Origin of the sequence: Nannocystis punicea, from assembly GCF_026965555.1 — a bacterium.
GTDB lineage: Bacteria > Myxococcota_A > Polyangia > Nannocystales > Nannocystaceae > Nannocystis > Nannocystis punicea.
Window position 1 is genome coordinate 11,907,871 of sequence record NZ_CP114040.1, and the last position, 16,831, is coordinate 11,924,701.

A 16,831-nucleotide genomic window follows, 5' to 3' on the forward strand; every position below is an offset into this window, starting at 1 on the left:
GGCGATGCCGGGCTCGCCGCAGCCGCCTCACCTCGCGTCCTGCTCGCCCCTCACGAGTCACCCGGCGCCCCCGGCGGACCCGCGGCTTGCTATGCTCCCCGCGCCCGTGACCCGGCTCCGCGCCATCGCCGTCTTCGTCGTCGCCTTCGCGGCGCTCGCGGTGCTGGCCGGTCGGGACCTCCTGCAGCCGAGCGCCAACAATCACTACGCGCACATGGCCCAGGGCTGGCTCGCGGGCCGGCTCGCGCTCCCGGGCGAGCCGCCGGGCTACCCGCGCGCCTACGACGACTGGGGCCGCGTCCACACCCTCACGCTCAAGGACGGCACGGTCCTGCGCGGCTTCCCCTGCCGCACCCAGCCCTGCGTCGAGCGGCGCCGGCGCGAGCGCATCGAGAGCTTCCGCGCCACCGACGGCCGCGTCCACGACGTCCCGCTCGCGCAGATCGCCGCGCGCGGCGGCACCTGGTACGTGACCTTTCCGCCAGGTCCGGCGCTGGTCATGCTCCCGGGCGTCGCCCTGTGGGGCCTCGGCTTCCCCGACATCCTGTTCACGGTGATCGTCGGCGCGCTGATTCCGGTGCTGCTGCTGCGCCTGTTCGAGCGGGTCCGCCCCGGCCGCACCCGCGAGCACCTGCTGGCCTGCGCCGCCTGGGCGTTCGCCAGCCCGGCCTGCTTCGTCGCCGCCCACGGCAGCGTGTGGTTCACCGCGCAGATCCTCGCGGCCCTGTTCCTCGTGCTGCACATCGGCGCCGGGTGGAACGCCGGCCGCCCGGTGAGCGCCGGCCTGTGGCTCGGCCTGGCGATGGCCTGTCGCCCGCAGATCGCCTTCGCGGCCCCGTTCTTCCTGCTCGAGTGGTGGCGCGTCGATCGCAGGCTCGCCGCGCTCCTGCGGTTCCTCGCCCCTCTGGCGCTGATCGGCGCCGCGCTCGCGCTGTTCAACTGGGTCCGCTTCGACGACATCTTCGAGTTCGGCCACCGCTACCTCGAGATCCGCTGGCAAGAGCGGATCCAGACCCACGGGATGTTCGGCCTGCATTACCTGTGGCGCAACCTCGAGTGCATGCTGTGGCTGTGGCCGCAGGTGCAGCTGTCGCCGCTCCACGTGCGCTGGTCGATCCACGGCATGGGCCTGTTGTTCGGCTCGTCCTGGCTGCTGTGTCTGCTGGTCGCCCGCGATCCGCTGCCGCAACGACGAGGCCTCGCCCTCGCCGCCGGCGCCGTCGCAGTGCCCGCGCTGCTCTATCAAAACAGCGGCCAGATGCAGTTCTCCTATCGCTTCGCCCTCGACTTCCTGCCGTTCTTGCTGGTGCTGCTGGTCGCCGCCGGCGGCGCCCGCAGCCGGTGGTTCATGCCCCTCGTGCTCGTCTCCGCCGCCCTCCAGCTCTACGGCGCGTGGCTGTTCCAGCGCGCCCCGGGCCAGCTGTTCGTCGCCGACCCGTGGTGGCCGTTCGCTCCCGAGTGATTTTTCTTTAAAAGAATCGATGCGAGCTCCGGGCCCTCGCATCAGCGCCGCGATCGAGGTCCGCGTCCGAGCATCGTCGATCCTCGAATGCATCGACCTCGCAAGCCGCTCGAGGCACCGGGCGAACTCACCGACCTCTCAGCTTGTATCTGCAGTGACCCGATCGCCTCGACCCCAACCTCGTAGTCCGTCTTCGAGTTCGCGGCGGCGACCACGCCCGCGTGAGTCCTCGCGCCTGCGCTGGCGCGGTCTGCTCCGGTGATGCAGACTGGCGCGCGAGCGCTCCACGATGGACCCGCGAAAACGACTCATGTTGCTGCACCGACGGCTGGAGGCGTGCACCGCCTGCCCTTCGATGCACGGCCCGGTCGTCCACGGCCCGCCGATCGTCACCCCCGTGCTGCTCGTCGGTCAGGCCCCCGGCCCGCGCGAGGGCGCGTTCGGCAGGCCGTTCGCGTGGACGGCCGGCAAGACTCTGTTTCGCTGGTTCGAGGCCGCGGCCGGGGTGAGCGAGCAGGAGTTCCGCGACAGCGTGTACATGTCGGCGGTGGCGCGCTGCTTCCCGGGCAAGGCGGGCGGCAAGGGCGACCGCAAACCCGACCGCGACGAGATGGCGCGCTGCCAGCAATTCCTGGCCGGCGAGGTCGACATCCTGCGGCCTCGCCTCGTGATCCCCGTCGGCGGCGTGGCGATCGAGCAGGTCCTCGGGCACAAGGGCCCGCTGGCCGAGGTCATCGGCGAGACGCTGCGGGTCCGCTGGCACGGCGTCGACGTCGACGCGATCTGCCTCCCGCACCCGAGCGGCGTGTCGACCTGGCACCACGTCGAGCCCGGCCGCACCCTCCTCCCCCGCGCCCTCGACCTCATCGCCCGCCACCCGGCCTTCGTCGCCGCCTTCGCCCCCACCTCCCCCCCCGGGCGCCGCGCCCGGGCCGGCGCGGCCTGATCTGTCCCTCGGGACATGTCATGGAATCCGGACATGTCCCCGAAGACATGTCATCCATAACCATCATGCAGCGTGACATGTCCCGAAGGACATTCACCCATCCGCGAGCGCGGCGTCGATCGCCGACAGGCCTGCGAGCGCGCCGGTCGGGATCGAGATCTGCCCCCCGGGCACCCACGTGTCGCGCGGGTTGATGCGGATCATCGCCCCGCCGAGGCGACGCGCGGTGCGCTCGGCGTGGAGGCGCACCGACTGGATCGCAGTGCCCGCGCCGAGGCACAGCGTGACCACGCGGGCGCGGCGCTGCTCGAGCTCCTGCAGCCACTCCGCCAGGCGGCGGCGTTGCTCGTTGGCGCGGCTGGAGTCCCAGCTCAGGTCGCCGAACATCAGGATGTTGGGCCGGGCCAGGCCGCCGCAGCGCGGGCACGCCGGCAGCGGGGGCGCGGCGCGGAGGGTCTCGACGTCGACCGACACCGACGCCTCCGCCGCCGACCAGGGCGGCAGGTCGCAACCTTGCAGACATTGCAGGTGCAAGATCGATCCGTGGCACTCCTCCACGCGCGCCTCCGGGAAGCCGGCGCGCTGGAACTGACCGTCCACGTTCGACGTGAACACGAACGCCCCCGCGGGCGCGCGCGCGGCCCAGCGCAGGAGCAGCGCGAAGCCGGCGTGCGGCGTGGTCGCGCGGTACAGGTCGAGGCGGTGGCCGTAAAAGCCCCAGGCGAGGGCCGGGTCCTCGTAGAACCACCGCGGATCGGCGAGGTCGTGGAACTGGAGCCCGAGCCTGCGCGCCGCCGGATACGCGCGCCAGAAGCCCTCGGGCCCGCGGAAGTCGGGCAGGCCCGAATCGACGCCCATGCCGGCGCCCGCGCAGATCATGAAGGCGTCCGCCGAGCGCACGGCGGCGGCGGCGCGAGCCGCGAATTCGACGGGGTCGGTCATGTATAAGTAGAGTAAACGCGACGAAAAAATTCTCGAGCGAGACGATCGATCACGCTGTCGATTGCTATGCCTCGTTCGAGGGATCGATGAGTCTGTTCAGCGCCTGGAATCGCCATACGAGCCTCGTCATGGAGCTGGGCTTCGGGGCGTGGCCGCCGTTCTCGGCCGACGTCCGCCTCGGCGACGTCGGCAGCTTCGACCACGGGCGCTTCGTGGCGCACCATCACCTCGACCGCTGGGGCGCGGATCTGCGCGAATGGCCGACCATCGTCACGCCCGTGGGGCCCGCCGACATCTCGGCCGGCGCCGAGCTGCGGCTCGAATCGACGCGCGGCGACGAATTCGTCGACGGCCCCGACGGCGTGCGCGTGCCCGTCGAGGTCGAGGCCGAGGTGGTGTTCGCCGGCGACGACAGCTTCGTCTGCCGCGTGGCCTCCTATTCGGTCGTCCGCTACGACCGGCTCGACGAGCTCGCGGAGCTCGCGTGGTCGCGGGCCCGCCGGCGCGGCGACGAGCCGGCGCACCTGGTGCACACGCTCTTGCAGGCGCAGGAGGGCTACTTCGCCGGCGTCAGTCGCGACGACGCGCGGCTGCGGCTGCTCGGCGCCGCCGACGAGGCGCTGACCCTCGGCCGATTGTCGCTCGGCTTCGGCTGGGGTCCGTCGCGGCACGTCCACGTCCGCGCCGTCCACCCGGACCGGTACTGCCCTGGCAGCGGTCTCGTCGCCTATCGCACCTCGAGCTGGGGCCCCGACGGCCGGCCGCGACGCGACCACTGAGCGTCAGCGCCCGGCCTCGGGGCGCGTCTCGTGGACGCGCACCAGCACCATGAGGCACACCAGCACCACCAGCACCGCCGACGATCCCATCGGCGCGCGCGGGCCGATCACCTCGAACAGCACGCCCGCGATCACCGGGCCGGCGATCCGCCCGAGCGCGCCGGCCGACTGGGCGAAGCCGGCGTTGATGCCCTGATTGTCGGCCGTGCTGTTGCGCGACACCAGCGCCGACATGCTCGGCATGATGAGGCCGTTGCCGCCGGCGATGAAGAACCCGCCGAGCAGCACGAACAGCCACGACGGCGAGAGGCCCATCAGCGCGAAGCCGGTGGTGCTCATCGTCAGGCCGAGGGCCAGCGAGCGGCGCTCGCCGAAAGTCGCCACCGCGCGGCCGACGATGAAGCCCTGGAACAGGACGATGATCGTGCCGACGAACGCGAAGAAGCGGCCGGTCTCCTGCTCGCCCCAGCCGAAGCAGGCCTCGGTGAACAGGGCGAAGGTCGCCTCCATGGCCGCGAAGGCGCAGAAGAAGCCGAAGTAGACCGCCACCATCACGCCGATCTGGCTGCTCCAGAACGCCGGGTCGCGGGCCACCGCCAGCAGCGACGGGCGCGGCGGCGGCGGCCCGGCGCTGGCGCTCGCGCGCGGCCGGTGGCTCTCGGGCAGCCACACCAGCGCCATGACGAAGTTGAGCAGGCTGAGCGCGGCGCCGACGAAGAACGGGAACTGCGGCCAGTCGGCGCGCGCGAGCAGGCCGCCGAGCGACGGGCCGACGATGAAGCCGAGGCCGACGGCGGTGCCCATCATGCCCATGTAGCGGGCGCGCTGGTGCGGCGGCACGCGGTCGGCGACGTAGGCGTGCGCGGTCGAGACGTTGGCGTTGCACACGCCGCTGATCGTGCGCGACAGGAACAGCATCCACAGCGACTGCGCGAACCCGAGGGTCACCATCGCCATCGTGCTGCCGGCGATCGAGATCAGCATCACCGGGCGGCGGCCGTGGCGATCGCTGAGGCGGCCGAGCACCGGCGCCATCACGAACTGGGCCGCCGAGTACGCCGTCGCCAGCACGGCGATCAGGCCCTCCGACGCGCCGGTGCTCTTGGCGTAGAAGGGCAGCACCGGGATCACGATCCCGAACGACACCAGGTCGAGGAAGAGCGTGAACCACACCGTCGCCAGAGCGCGCGTGTGACCCGGCGGCGGCGGCCCTGCGGGCGGTGACGCGACTTCGGCGGCGGTCGTCATCGAGGACCGCGCGAGCCTACCGCGTCGGCGCGCGCTTGTCCCTCACGCACCCGCCTGCGCGGCGATCGATCGCAGCCCGCGGAGCGCGCCCGGGCTGCCGAGCGCGGCGAAGAATTCGTCGGCGTCCTCTCGCGGACCGCCCCAGCGCGTGTGCGCGTGTAGGTCGAGCGCGCCGAGCGGGACCGCGTCGTGCAGCCGCACCAGCGTGCGCGCGAGGAAGGCCGCCTCGCGCCCGGCCTCGAGCTTGGCCGCGAGCCCCTTCGCCCCGCGCAGCGGCAGCGGGGCCACCCGCCCGAGCGCGCCGTAGAGCGCGTCGAGGTCGCCGAACGCGGCGATGAGGGCCTGCGCCGCCTTCGGCCCGACCCCCGGGACCCCGGGCACGTTGTCGCTGGTGTCCCCGACCAGCGCCAGGTAGTCGACCACCTGCGACGGCCGCACGCCCATCCGCTGCAGCACCCCCGCCGCGTCGCACGTGGCCTGCGTCCGCGGGTCCTCGAGGATCACCCCGGGCGGCTCGTCGCGCACCAGCTGACACAGGTCCTTGTCGACGCTGAACAGCCGCGTGCGCAGGCCGGCGGTCGCCGCGCCGCGGGCAAGCGTGGCCATCAGGTCGTCGGCCTCGAAGTCGGGCACGCTCAGCGCCACGAACCCGGCCGCCGCGCCGAACTGCCGCGCGAGCTCGAACTGCGGCGCGAGGTCGGGCGGCGGCTCGCCGCGGTTGGCCTTGTAGCGCGGGTCGATGCGGTTGCGGAAGGTCGTGCGCCCGGCGTCGTACACCAGCACCACCCGCTCCGGCGCCCGCCGCAACAGCCCGCGCAGCAGGTGCCCGAGCCCCAGCACCGCGCCGACGTGCTCGCCCGCGAGCGACAGCTTGGCCGGCATCCCGTAGTAGGCGCGGAACAGCAGCGCGGTCGCGTCGATCACCCACACCTCTGGACATGACCCCGCGGACATGCCCCGAGAAGCATGTCCTTCAGACAATGTCTCGAAGGACACGCTCACTCGCCGACGATCTCCCGCGCCGCGGCCGCGGCCGCGCGGGCGGTGGCGGCCCGGCCGGCGTTGAGCTGCTGGACCATGGTCTCGACCTCGCGCTCGAACCGGTCCTTGGCCTCGCGCTCCTCGGCCTCGCGGTGGAAGCGGACGTAGTCGGCGATCTCCTGCCGGACCGCGGCGATGTCGACGCGGCGCGACAGCTCGTGGATGAGCTGCTTGCGGCGGTCGTAGTCGGCGCGGAAGTACTCGTCGGGGTACTCGAAGTCCTGGACGTAGGCGCGGATGTTGTTGGCGACGCTCTCGACCGAGCGGCCGCTGAGGTCGGCCTTGACCAGCTCGGCGCCGACCTCGGCCCAGCCGGCCTCCTCGCCGTGGGCGACGAACGGCCGCAGGTCGCCGAGCAGCACGTCGCGCAGCAGGTGGACGTAGTCCTCGGCGGTGGTCGGCCCGCGCACGGTGAACGGGTTCTGGGCGATCCGCGAGCGCGTGGCCTCGTCCATCTGCATGTAGTTGGCGTCGCAGATCATGAACCACTTGCCGTCCTTGGGGATGAGCGTCCCGTCGAAGATGCCGAACACCGCGCCGAGGTTGTTCTTCTCCTCCGAGCGCAGGTCGCCCGAGCCGCGCGAGGCGAACGCGGTGTCGATGTCGGGCCAGTAGACCCCGCACACGCCCTCGAACCCGTAGACCTCCTCCTTGAAGATCTTCACCAGGGTCGCCGCGCTGGCGTTCTGGTACGACGAGGCCCAGTCGGTGCGGCGGATGACCTTGAAGCGGGCCGGGACGTCGCGCTGCTTGCAGAAGTCGAGGAAGTAGTTGCCGATCGCGTGGGCGGTGATCGTCTTGCCGCAGCCGGGCCGGCCGAGGCCGAACAGCACCGGGTTGAGCTGCTTGGGCCCGCGCCTGGCCTTGAGGTCATACGCGGCGACGTCGCGCGCCAGCTTGAGCCCGGCCTGCAGGTACTCCTGGTTGCCGACGATGTCGGCCAGCTTGACCGGCTTGAGGTCGCTGGCCGGGCCCTCGGCGCCGCGGGCCGAGAAGCCCTCGTAGCGCAGCTCGCCGACCACCACCTTGCGCTGCGAGAGCGCCACGCCGAACGGCCGCAGGCGCCCGGCGTGGGTCAGGCGCCGCAGCGCGCCCGCCAGCTGCAGGACGAACGCGTGCAGGGTCGTCACCGCCCATACCTCGCGCTCGTCGAGCCGCGCCGAGGTCGCCCCGGGCTGCCGCTGGGCCTGGACCTCGAGGTACTTGCCGGCCAGCGCCAGCGCGCTCTTGACCGCCTCGCGGGCTGGCCGAACGAGCAGGTCCTCGAGGCCATCCGACTCGAGCTCGCCGTGGACCTCCGGGGTCGGCGCGATCAGGGCCAGCCGCGGCGCGGCCAGATCGCCCAGGACCGTCAGCGTGAACGCGCCGACGAACATCCGCTGGTCCCGGGTCGGCTCCGGCAGCGCCAGCGAGCCGGCACGGGCGATGTCCTCGAGCAGCGCCGCGTGCAGCGCGTCGCCGGCCTGCAGCGCCAGGTCGGCCGCCTCGATCGCGGCGTCGAGCGCCCGCAGGCTCAGCACGGTGTGCCCGAACGGCGCCCGCACCAGCTTGTGCAGGGCGGCGGCGAGACCTGACTCTTTGACCAGGTCACGCGCGGCCGCGCGGTCGAAGCCGCCGGCCGGCGGCGTGACGAGCAGCGGAGGAAAGGTCGAGGCGCTCATGCGCGGCGAGCCTATCAGTCCGCGCGGGCCGGAGCGCGCGCGCGACTGCGCCTCCCGACCGCGCCGCTCGCTGCGAACCGCCTGGACGGGGTCGGCCGCCCACGCGCTTCCGCGCGCCGGACGGCGTCCCCGAGCACCCTCGGCGTTGCTACGGTGCGTCATGGCCTACGCTTACTCACTTGCGAGCTCGCCGTGGCGCAGCCCGCTCGCGCCGCTGCTCTCGGCCCTGGTCGCCGGCTGCGCGCCGACCGGCGGCTCGACCTCGGCGTCCACGGATCTCTCAGTCTCGCCCGGCGGGGACTGCTTCTACACCGACGACATCATCCTCAGCCCGCACGACTACGAGCTGTGGTCGATGGGCCAAAACCCCGAATGGGCCGACCCGACCACCGGCACCACCAGCGCCACGACCGACTCCGGCGATTCGGGCGCCGCGAGCACCTCCATCGACTCCGGCGCTTCGGGCACCGACTCGGGCGATTCGCCGGATTCGGGCGCCGCGAGCACCTCCATCGACTCCGGCGCTTCGGGCACCGACTCGGGCGATTCGACGGAGCCGGGCACCGCGAGCACCGACGACGGCGCTTCCACCTCGGGCGGCGTCGTCCTCGACGACACGCAGATCTGCCGGCTCGTCTGCCAACACGTCCAGAGCGAGTCGGAGTACGACAGGGAGCTCTCGTCGTGCTCGATCACCCCGACCAGCAAGACCTTCATCGTCACGTGCCTCCTGCGGCGGCCGCGGTCACGCCTGCATCGGCTCGCGCGGCGCCGGCGAGGGACCCGACGTCGGCGCCCGGTGGCTCTCGCGCGCGGCTCATGACGAGGCTGCCTCGGTGGTTGCGTTCGCCGCCCTGGCCGACGAGCTCGCGCGCCTCGGCGCGCCGGCCGAGCTGCTCGACGCGCTCGCCGAGGCCGCCCGCGACGAGCAGCGCCACGCCGCGCGGGTGACCACTCTTGCGCGACGCCGCGGCGCCGACATCGTCACGCCGACGATCGCCGACACACCTGCGCGCGACCTGCTGGCCCTGGCCATCGAGAACGCCGTCGAGGGCTGCGTCTACGAGACCTGGGCCGCGTTGGTCACGGCTCATCAGGCTCGCGCCGCCCAGGATCCCGCTCTGCGCGCCGCGTTCGCCGAGATCGCCGCCGACGAGGCGCGCCACGCCGACCTGGCGTGGGCGATCGACGCCTGGCTTTTGGAGCAGCTCGACGAGGCCGCCCGGGCCGAAGTCGCGGCCGCGCGTCGGGCCGCCGTGCGCGCCCTCGCCACCGGCCTCGCGGAGGCGCCCGATCACGCGGAGCTCGTCGCCCTCGGCCTGCCCTCGTCGCGCGTCGCCCTGCAGCTGTGCTCCGGCCTCGACGCCGCGTTGTGGTCGCAAGCGGCATGACCGCCGGGCCCCGACGAGCCCTCGCCACGCTCGCCTCCGGCCCGGACCGCATCACCTGTCCTTGAGACCATAACTGCGGCTCACCCCGGCCAGCCGTTCTCTGCGAGATCGCCTCTCCGCGGCGCTCGTGCGCTTCACCGCACCGTCCGCGGAGCGCAGCGACCTCGGCGGCGATCGTGTGCGTCGGCTCCGTGAGCTCGAGACGCACCGCCCACAATTCCCAATTTGGAATTGAGTGCGCCGGCGCGACGGCTCTCAGGGCGCGGACGCGGCGCCGGCCTCGGCATTGGCGACCGCGCCTTCGGGCACGTCGATGCGCCAGCGGGCCCGCACGCGGGCGACGACCTCGCCGATGCTGTTGCGGAGCTCGCCGGTGACCTCGAATTCGTGCGTCCCGGGGCCTGCGGGGACCTCGACCTTCGCCTCGCCGGTGATCGTGCCGCGGGCCTTCTTCACGTACTCCATCGCCAGCTCGCGGACGATCCCCCGGGCGCCTGGCGGGAGCAGGCTCATCACCGCCAGCCCCGTCACCGCCTCGCCGAGGTTCATCAGCGCGACCGCGTGCACGCAGCGAAGGTGATTGCGCACGCCCCAGCGGTCGCGCATCTGCACCTTCGCGCGGCCGGCTTCGAGCTCGAGCACCAGCGGCGAGATGCTGCCGGTGTACGGGACCGCCAGCGAGATGGCCCGCGCGAACAGCTGCTTGCCGAATGTCTTTGCGGACAGGCTCTTCCACATGTCGAGGACGCGGGTCGGGTCGCGCAGCGATGCGAGGGCGGACTTCATGGGCGCGCAGTGTGTTGCCGAAGCCCCGGGCGAGTCAACGCGCGCGCCCTCGCGCTGGCGCCGTCCTCGCGCATTCGAGTGCGGTCACCCCATGTAAGGGTAGGCGCACATGCTTCGCGGTTGCCGGGCACCACGTCCTTGTGGATTATGCCCCCCAACCGAGACGGAACGATGAACATGGCGGCAATTCTGCGGTCCATCACGACCAGCACCTCGCGCTTGGAGGAGCGCGCCGACGGCATCATCGTCCAGCGCCTGCTGACCACCCGCACGCAGACCCTCGCCGACGCGCGCGAGAACACCTCCGCCCTCGTGCGGATCGCCGGCGACCACGCCCGCCGCGTCCTCATCGACATCCGTATCATCCGCGCCCTCCAGCCCGGCGTCCGCGAGCACTACGCCGACCGCGAGGAGCTCTCCAGGTGGTGCACCGCCGTCGCCCTGCTGGTCGCGACCCCGAGCGGTCACCAGCTCGGCCGCTACTTCATGTCGCAGAACCCCGGCCCGCTGCCGATGCTGATCTTCACCGACGAGGCCCAGGCGATCGAGTGGCTGCACCGCGATAGCAGCGACCAGCCGACCTTCGCCGGCAGCGCCGCCCTCTGAGCCGGCGAGCGCCGCGAAATCGCCTGTCGCAAGCGACATGTTGTAAAGGACATTCGACCGGGCGCAGCCGAGACTGAGCCGCACGAAGCGCGGGTAGTACAGCGTCGGGTCGGCAAACAGATCGGCAAATTCGAAGCCGTCGACGACGTAGGTGACAGGGGGTCGCCGTCGACGAGCGCGACGGCGAGGCGGTGCACTCCGCCGACATGGCGAAGTCCGGCGAAGCGGCGACGCCCCGCGCCGCGCACCGGCGCGAAGGCGCCTCCGCGTCCCCAGTGGACTCGACCGCATGCGCGGAGCGCAAACACGAGCCTCCTGTCCCCGAGGACATGCACCCTCGCGCGGACGCATGAACCCACGCCCTCGCCTCGCGACACCCGTCACGCGATCCGCGATCGATCAGCGACGAATCGAGCGCCGGCTCTCGCCATTCCCGGCCCGCTGGCGAACAAAAAACAGAGAAATGCATCGTCGGACTCGTCGGACTCGAAAGCATTCGCGTGTTCGAAAATTCCGGCTAATCGTGTCACCCACGCCAATCGCCGTCAGAAGCACGTTGTGGCCGCCAATTTAACTTTCTGCGGTGCGCGGTGATCGAGTCGGCGGGTGTCGTTACTCGGAATGCGGGTGGTGCCGCATTGGTCGCGGCGAGCTCGGTCGGGGCGCCATGGAGGGCGCGACGTCCCCCGACACGACGCCACCCGCCTTTTTTCCCAACGAGCGCACTCGACCATGTCCCAGCGTACGTACTCCACCATCCCGCTCGCCGCCGCTGCCCTCACCCTGCTCGTCGCAGGTGCCTGTAAGACCATCGTCCTGCCTGGCAATGACAGCGGCGACGAGACCGAGGGCACCGCGGGGACGGACGCAGGCACCGGACCCGGCGCCTCGAGCACCGACGGCGGCACCGAGGGCCAGCCCGGCGATGCCAACTGCGGCGAGCTGTCGGCCAAGACGCTCGACATCCTCGACATCAACTGCGCCAAGTGTCACGGCCCCGACAGCGCCGCGCTCGGCAGCATCAACTACATCACCAACCTCGACGCCCTGATCAAGAACGGCAAGGTCGAGCCCGGCGATCCCAACAACTCGGCGCTCTTCCGCCGCATGAGCGCGACCATGGCCCCGATGCCGCCGGAGAGCGAGACGCAGCGGCCGAGCGAGGACGACCTCCGCGTCGTCGAGGAGTGGATCGGCGAGTGCGCCGGCGTCAGCGGCTGCAGCGACAACCCGTGGATCACCCGCACCCAGGTGATCGACATGATCCGCGCCGACCTCCTCAACACCCAGGAGATCTCGGCCGACGCGCGCCCCTTCATCCGCTACTTCAGCCTGGTCCACCTCTACAACTACGGCTGGTGCTCGGACGAGATCGACATCTACCGCCACGCCCTGTCGAAGCTGGTCAACAGCCTGTCGAACGAGATCAAGGTCGTCGCGCCGACGCCGATCGACGACGACAACCTGATCTTCCGCATCGACATCCGCGACTACGACTGGGACGCCCCGGGCTCCGTGCTCGACCCCGTCAGCGGCAGCGTCACCGAGAACTTCAAGGACACCTGGGAGCTCATCGCCGACAAGGACCCGTACGCGATCGAGTTCATCGGCGACAGCGCCGAGGACGTGAAGCAGGCCACCGGCACCAAGTTCTTCCTGCTGCAGGCCGACGCCTTCGTCGAGGTCGCCGCCCAGCCGCCGCTCTACCACGATGTCCTGCGGATCCCGCTGACCCGCCAGGAGCTCGAGGCGAGCTTCGGCATCGACGTGGAGGCCAACATCCAGGAGGAGGTCGACACCAACCCGAACCGGGTCGCCCGCGGGGCCTTCCACGACTCGGGCGTGTCCGAGAACCACCGCGTGATCGAGCGCCACGACTTCCCCAACGCCAGCAACCGCTCGTACTGGATCAGCTACGACTTCGGCAGCAACGCCGGCGACGCCAACGTCTTCGTCGACCCGTTCAACTTCGTCGAGGACGGCAGCGAGATCATCTACAACCTGCCGAACGGCCTCCAGGGCTACATGATCGTCGACGACGTCGGCCGCCGCATCGACGACGCGCCGATCCAGATCGTCCAGGACAAGAACGCCCCCGACGGCGTGGTCCGCAACGGCAAGTCGTGCATGGGCTGCCACAACGTCGGCATGATCAACAAGGACGACGACCTGCGCTGGGAGGTCGACCAGAACCTCGGCGAGGGCGACTTCGACGACAACGAGCTCGACGCCATCCGCGCCCTCTACCCCGCGCGCGAGGACTTCAACACCCTGTTCGCGCTCGACGCCGACCGCTTCAACCTCGCAGTCAAGGCCGCCGGCGTGCCCCTCGGCGGCGCCAAGGAGCCGATCGTTACCGTGTTCAACGCGTTCGACGAGGACGTGGCGCTCCGCCGCGCGGCGGCCGAGCTGTGGACCACCGAGTCGACCCTCCGCGAGAAGCTCGGCCAGCTCAGCCCCGACCTCGACAACCTCGGCAAGGACCAGACCGGCGTCCGCCGCGACGTGTTCTCCGCCGCCTTCGCCGACGCGATCTGCCAGCTCAAGGTCGGCCGCACCAAGGCCTGCCCGTAAGCGCCGGACCGAAGCGAACGAGCCGACCTCTCGCACCCGGAGCGAGAGGCCGGCTCTCGCCGTTTGTGCTCACTGCGCTTCGACCGGCGGCAGCGGCGGGTGAGCGCAGTCGTGAGGGCCGAGGTCGAAGGACTTGCCGGCTCCGAGCCCGAGCGCGTCGAGGTCGACGAAGTCGGCGTCGCCGTTGTTGCGAATGCACAGGCTCAGGTGCCCGTCGCCGTTGTCCTTGGCCGCGTCGACGACGCCGTCCCACGCCAGCTGCGTCATCGGGTCGAGCATGAACACGTCGCGGAACAGCTCGGCGGGCAAGAGGCCGTTGTTCATGACCAGGTTGTCGTGAATGTCGACAGTCTCGGGGTAGCCGTCGAAGTCGAGCCCGTGATCGGCCGCCAGCAGTTTTAATCCGACCAGCCCCTCGACGCTGACGACCGCGACCCCCGTGGTCGGATTGTCCGCGATCGTGTTGCCGTGGATCTCGACCGCGTCGCTGGCGAGCACCATCACGCCGATGTGCGGAGGCATCGCCGCCGCGAGTGTGCCGGCCGGGGCGAAGTTGTCGGCGCCGTTCTCCTCCACGTCGCTGCCCGACAAGGACACGCCGGCGGACCCGACCACGAGGATCCCCAGCGCGTTGCGCCGGGCCTGGTTGTTGTCGATCTCGACCCGCTCGCTGCCGCGGATCTGCAGGCCCACGCCGTTCACGACCGATTGATTGCCGCGCAGCGCGACGTCGTGCGAGTCGCGGACCAGGATCCCCGTGTCCGGCGCGTGGGCGACCTGGCACCCCGTGATCGCCACCCGGCCGGAGCGCTCGACGTGCACTGCCACCGGACCGAGGTCCGGCGAGAAGGAGATGCCCTGCAACAACGTGAGGCGAGACAGCGTCACGTCCTCGCTCTCGGCCACCTTCAGGGCTGTGCCCCGGACGTTGCGGATCTCCAGCAAGGAGAGCGTCAGCCCCGGCGTGCGCTCGAAGCTGAGCGCGACGGCCGCGGGCGTGCCCCCGAAGTCGAGGATCGCCGACGGAGGGCCGACGTCCGCGCCGCTGCGGGCGAACTGGTAAGCGTCGATCAACGTCAGTCCGGCCTTGTCGGCCACGTGGATCGGGCCGAGCGCGAAGGGCCCCGCGAAGCAGATCGTGGCGCCGTCGCTCGCGCCGTCGAGGGCCGCCTGCACGGAGGCGGTGTCGTCGACGTCGCCGCGCAGTACGATGTCACAGCCGACGAAGGTCTCGCCGCCGCTCGTGGCCGTCGTCGTCGGTACGCTCGCGGCCTCGCTGGCTTCGCCGGAGCTGGTGACGGCGCTCGTGCTGCCCGCGGACTCGTCGGCGGGCTCGGGCCCGCAGGCCAAAGCCATCAGGAAGGGGCCGGCGATTCGGCGCATGCCAGTCAACATACGCCGAATCGACGCGGCTCACGAGCGGCTCACCAGCCGCACTTTTTGCCCTGATTCTGCTCGTCGAGCCACTTCTCGAGCGGCGCGAAGTACTCGAGGAGCGCCCCGCCGTCCATCTGCTTGGTGCCGGTGAGGGCGGCCATCGCCTCGGGCCACGGCTTGCTCGAGCCGAGGGCGAGCATCGCCTTGAGCTTGTCGCCCGCGGCGGTCTTGCCGTAGATCGAGCACTCGTGCAGCGGCCCGGTGTGGCCGGCCGCCTCGCACAGCGCCTTGTGGAACTGGAACTGGAGGATCCGCGCCAGGAAATAGCGGGTGTACGGCACGTTGGCCGGGATGTGGTACTTCGCGCCGGCGTCGAAGAAGTCGGGGTCGGGTCGGCCCTCGGGCGGCGCGATGCCCTGGTACTTGGCGCGCAGGCCCCACCACGCCTCGTTGTACTTCTCGGGCGCCGTCTTGCCGGAGAACACGTCCCAGCGCCATTGGTCGATCAGCTTGCCGAACGGCAGGAACGCGATCTTCTCGAGCGCGTCCTGCATCTGCAGGTTGATGAGGCCCTTCTCGTCGGCGGGCACGTCCTTGATGAGGCTGATCTGCTTGAGGTAGGCCGGCGTGATCGACAGCGCGATCGCGTCGCCGATCGCCTCGTGGAAGCCGTCGTGCGCGCCGTTCTGGAACAGCACCGGCAGCTTGTAATAGTAGTGATAATAATAGTTGTGCCCGAGCTCGTGGTGGACGGTGACCATGTCCTCCTGGTTGATCTTGATGCACATCTTGATCCGGAGGTCGTCGTTGAGGTCGACGTCCCAGGCGCTCGCGTGGCACACGACCTCGCGGTCCTTCGGCTTCTGCAGCATCGACCGCTCCCAGAAGGTCGCCGGCAGCGGGTCGAGGCCCAGCGAGGTGAAGAACGACTCGCCGAGCTTGACCAGCCGGGTCTCGTCGTACTTGGCCTTCTTCAGCGCGCCGGTGACGTCGAGGCTGGCGGCGCCGGGGAACGGCTCGACCAGCGGATAGATGTTGGCCCACTCCTGCGCCCACATGTTGCCGAGCAGGTGCGCCGGGATCAGGCCCTCCTCCGGCACCTTGTCCTTGCCGTACTTGTCGCCGAGCTTGCCGCGCACGTAGCAGTGCAGCTTGTCGTAGAGCGGCCGCACCTGCGTCCACAGCCGCTCGGTCTCCTGCTCGAACTCGGCCGGGCTCATGTCGTAGCCGGCCCGCCACAGCTCGCCGAGGTCCTTGTAGCCGATCTCCTTGGCGCCCTCGTTGGCCAGGCCGACGAACTCCTGGTAGAGCGGCCGCAGCTCGACCGCCACCCCGTGCCAGCCGGTCCACGCCTTGAGCAGCTCGTCGTACTTGCGGCTCGACGCCATGATGTCCTCGAGCGCGCCCAGGTCCTTGCACTTCGAGCCCTCGCACGCCTTGCCCTTGCCGTAGATGCCCTCCATCTTGGCGCCGAGCTCGGCCAGCCGCTTGCGCTTCTCGGCGTCGCCGGGGGCCGGCGGCGGGCTGGCGGCGACCTTGAGCAGGTGCAGCTTGCGCTGCGTCTCGGGGTCGATGTCGTCGCCGCTGAAGGTCGTGGCCTCCTTGATGGTCTTGGCCATGAACTCCATCAGCTTCTCGTTGGCCTCGGCCGCGGCCTTCTCGGTGGCGTCGGTGATGTTGGTGTTCTTGTCCCACTCGGCCTTGCCGGCCGCGACCGCGAGCGTGCGCAGCTCGCCGTCGACGCGGTCGACGAACGCCTTGGCCTCGGCCGCCTGGCTCGGCTTCTTCTCGACCTCCTTGCCCTCGAGCTTGGTCTCGGCCTTGACGTCGCCCTTCTTCTCCATGGCCCGCGCCGGCTTGCCCTTCTGCTGCGCCGGCGGCTGTTGTTCGGCGCCGCCTTGACAGGCGATCACGGGGAGCAACGGGAGGACCAGGAATGCGGCGACTCGTGGGCGGAGCATGGCCGGCACGATACTGCGCGTCGCCGCGGTTGTCAGCGGAATTTCGGCGACGTCGAG

14 protein-coding genes are annotated in these 16,831 nt (G+C 70.9%); 7 read left to right on the forward strand and 7 right to left on the reverse strand.

Features of this window, described 5'->3' with window-relative positions; all coding sequences use genetic code 11:
- Window positions 1-106: 106 nt before the first annotated feature.
- Complete coding sequence (locus tag O0S08_RS45760) at window positions 107-1,462, forward strand: putative hexosyltransferase (RefSeq protein WP_269035832.1); 1,356 nt, start codon at window positions 107-109, stop codon at window positions 1,460-1,462.
- A 310-nt stretch (window positions 1,463-1,772) separates the two neighbouring features.
- On the forward strand, window positions 1,773-2,408 hold the full coding sequence (locus O0S08_RS45765) for a uracil-DNA glycosylase family protein (protein ID WP_269035833.1): 636 nt from the start codon (window positions 1,773-1,775) through the stop codon (window positions 2,406-2,408).
- Between the two features lie 93 nt (window positions 2,409-2,501).
- Here O0S08_RS45765 and O0S08_RS45770 read toward each other — a convergent pair whose 3' ends face one another.
- Complete coding sequence (locus O0S08_RS45770; RefSeq protein ID WP_269035834.1) at window positions 2,502-3,350, reverse strand: SIR2 family NAD-dependent protein deacylase; 849 nt, start codon at window positions 3,348-3,350, stop codon at window positions 2,502-2,504.
- Between the two features lie 128 nt (window positions 3,351-3,478).
- Here O0S08_RS45770 and O0S08_RS45775 point away from each other — a divergent pair, with 128 nt between their 5' ends.
- Window positions 3,479-4,129 (forward strand): hypothetical protein, encoded by a 651-nt coding sequence (locus O0S08_RS45775; protein WP_269035835.1) that lies wholly within the window; start codon window positions 3,479-3,481, stop codon window positions 4,127-4,129.
- Window positions 4,130-4,132: 3 nt separating this feature from the next.
- Here the strand turns inward: O0S08_RS45775 and O0S08_RS45780 are convergent, their stop codons facing one another.
- From O0S08_RS45780 to O0S08_RS45790, 3 genes are read right to left on the reverse strand one after another with little or no spacing between them, the layout of a single operon-like run.
- The gene (locus tag O0S08_RS45780; RefSeq protein WP_269035836.1) at window positions 4,133-5,377 is read right to left on the reverse strand and encodes an MFS transporter; all 1,245 of its coding nucleotides are present in this window, start codon (window positions 5,375-5,377) and stop codon (window positions 4,133-4,135) included.
- 42 nt (window positions 5,378-5,419) lie between these two features.
- Window positions 5,420-6,331: a 5'-3' exonuclease gene (locus O0S08_RS45785; protein WP_269035837.1), complete on the reverse strand. Its 912-nt coding sequence runs from the start codon at window positions 6,329-6,331 to the stop codon at window positions 5,420-5,422.
- A 44-nt stretch (window positions 6,332-6,375) separates the two neighbouring features.
- Window positions 6,376-8,079: an AAA family ATPase gene (locus O0S08_RS45790; RefSeq protein ID WP_269035838.1), complete on the reverse strand. Its 1,704-nt coding sequence runs from the start codon at window positions 8,077-8,079 to the stop codon at window positions 6,376-6,378.
- 160 nt (window positions 8,080-8,239) lie between these two features.
- Here O0S08_RS45790 and O0S08_RS45795 point away from each other — a divergent pair, with 160 nt between their 5' ends.
- Both O0S08_RS45795 and O0S08_RS45800 read left to right on the forward strand, forming a co-directional pair.
- Window positions 8,240-8,902, forward strand: a complete 663-nt coding sequence (locus O0S08_RS45795; RefSeq protein ID WP_269035839.1) for a hypothetical protein — start codon at window positions 8,240-8,242, stop codon at window positions 8,900-8,902.
- A 13-nt stretch (window positions 8,903-8,915) separates the two neighbouring features.
- Window positions 8,916-9,470 carry a ferritin-like domain-containing protein gene (locus tag O0S08_RS45800; RefSeq protein WP_269035840.1) on the forward strand — a complete coding sequence of 185 codons (555 nt, stop codon included), beginning with the start codon at window positions 8,916-8,918 and terminating at the stop codon, window positions 9,468-9,470.
- Window positions 9,471-9,725: 255 nt separating this feature from the next.
- On the opposite strand, the gene O0S08_RS45805 is transcribed toward O0S08_RS45800, so the two are convergent.
- Window positions 9,726-10,256, reverse strand: coding sequence for a DUF4442 domain-containing protein (locus O0S08_RS45805; RefSeq protein ID WP_269035841.1), 531 nt, complete (start codon window positions 10,254-10,256; stop codon window positions 9,726-9,728).
- 177 nt (window positions 10,257-10,433) lie between these two features.
- Here O0S08_RS45805 and O0S08_RS45810 point away from each other — a divergent pair, with 177 nt between their 5' ends.
- A complete protein-coding gene (locus O0S08_RS45810) occupies window positions 10,434-10,862 on the forward strand; it encodes a DUF7793 family protein (RefSeq protein ID WP_269035842.1) in 429 nt (142 codons plus the stop codon).
- Window positions 10,863-11,594: 732 nt separating this feature from the next.
- Window positions 11,595-13,436, forward strand: coding sequence for a c-type cytochrome domain-containing protein (locus tag O0S08_RS45815; RefSeq protein WP_269035843.1), 1,842 nt, complete (start codon window positions 11,595-11,597; stop codon window positions 13,434-13,436).
- A gap of 69 nt (window positions 13,437-13,505) precedes the next feature.
- Here the strand turns inward: O0S08_RS45815 and O0S08_RS45820 are convergent, their stop codons facing one another.
- Together O0S08_RS45820 and O0S08_RS45825 are read right to left on the reverse strand one after the other, a co-directional pair.
- Window positions 13,506-14,819, reverse strand: a complete 1,314-nt coding sequence (locus tag O0S08_RS45820; protein ID WP_269035844.1) for a right-handed parallel beta-helix repeat-containing protein — start codon at window positions 14,817-14,819, stop codon at window positions 13,506-13,508.
- Window positions 14,820-14,860: 41 nt separating this feature from the next.
- Window positions 14,861-16,657 carry a M2 family metallopeptidase gene (locus O0S08_RS45825; protein WP_269041916.1) on the reverse strand — a complete coding sequence of 599 codons (1,797 nt, stop codon included), beginning with the start codon at window positions 16,655-16,657 and terminating at the stop codon, window positions 14,861-14,863.
- Window positions 16,658-16,831 lie beyond the last annotated feature (174 nt).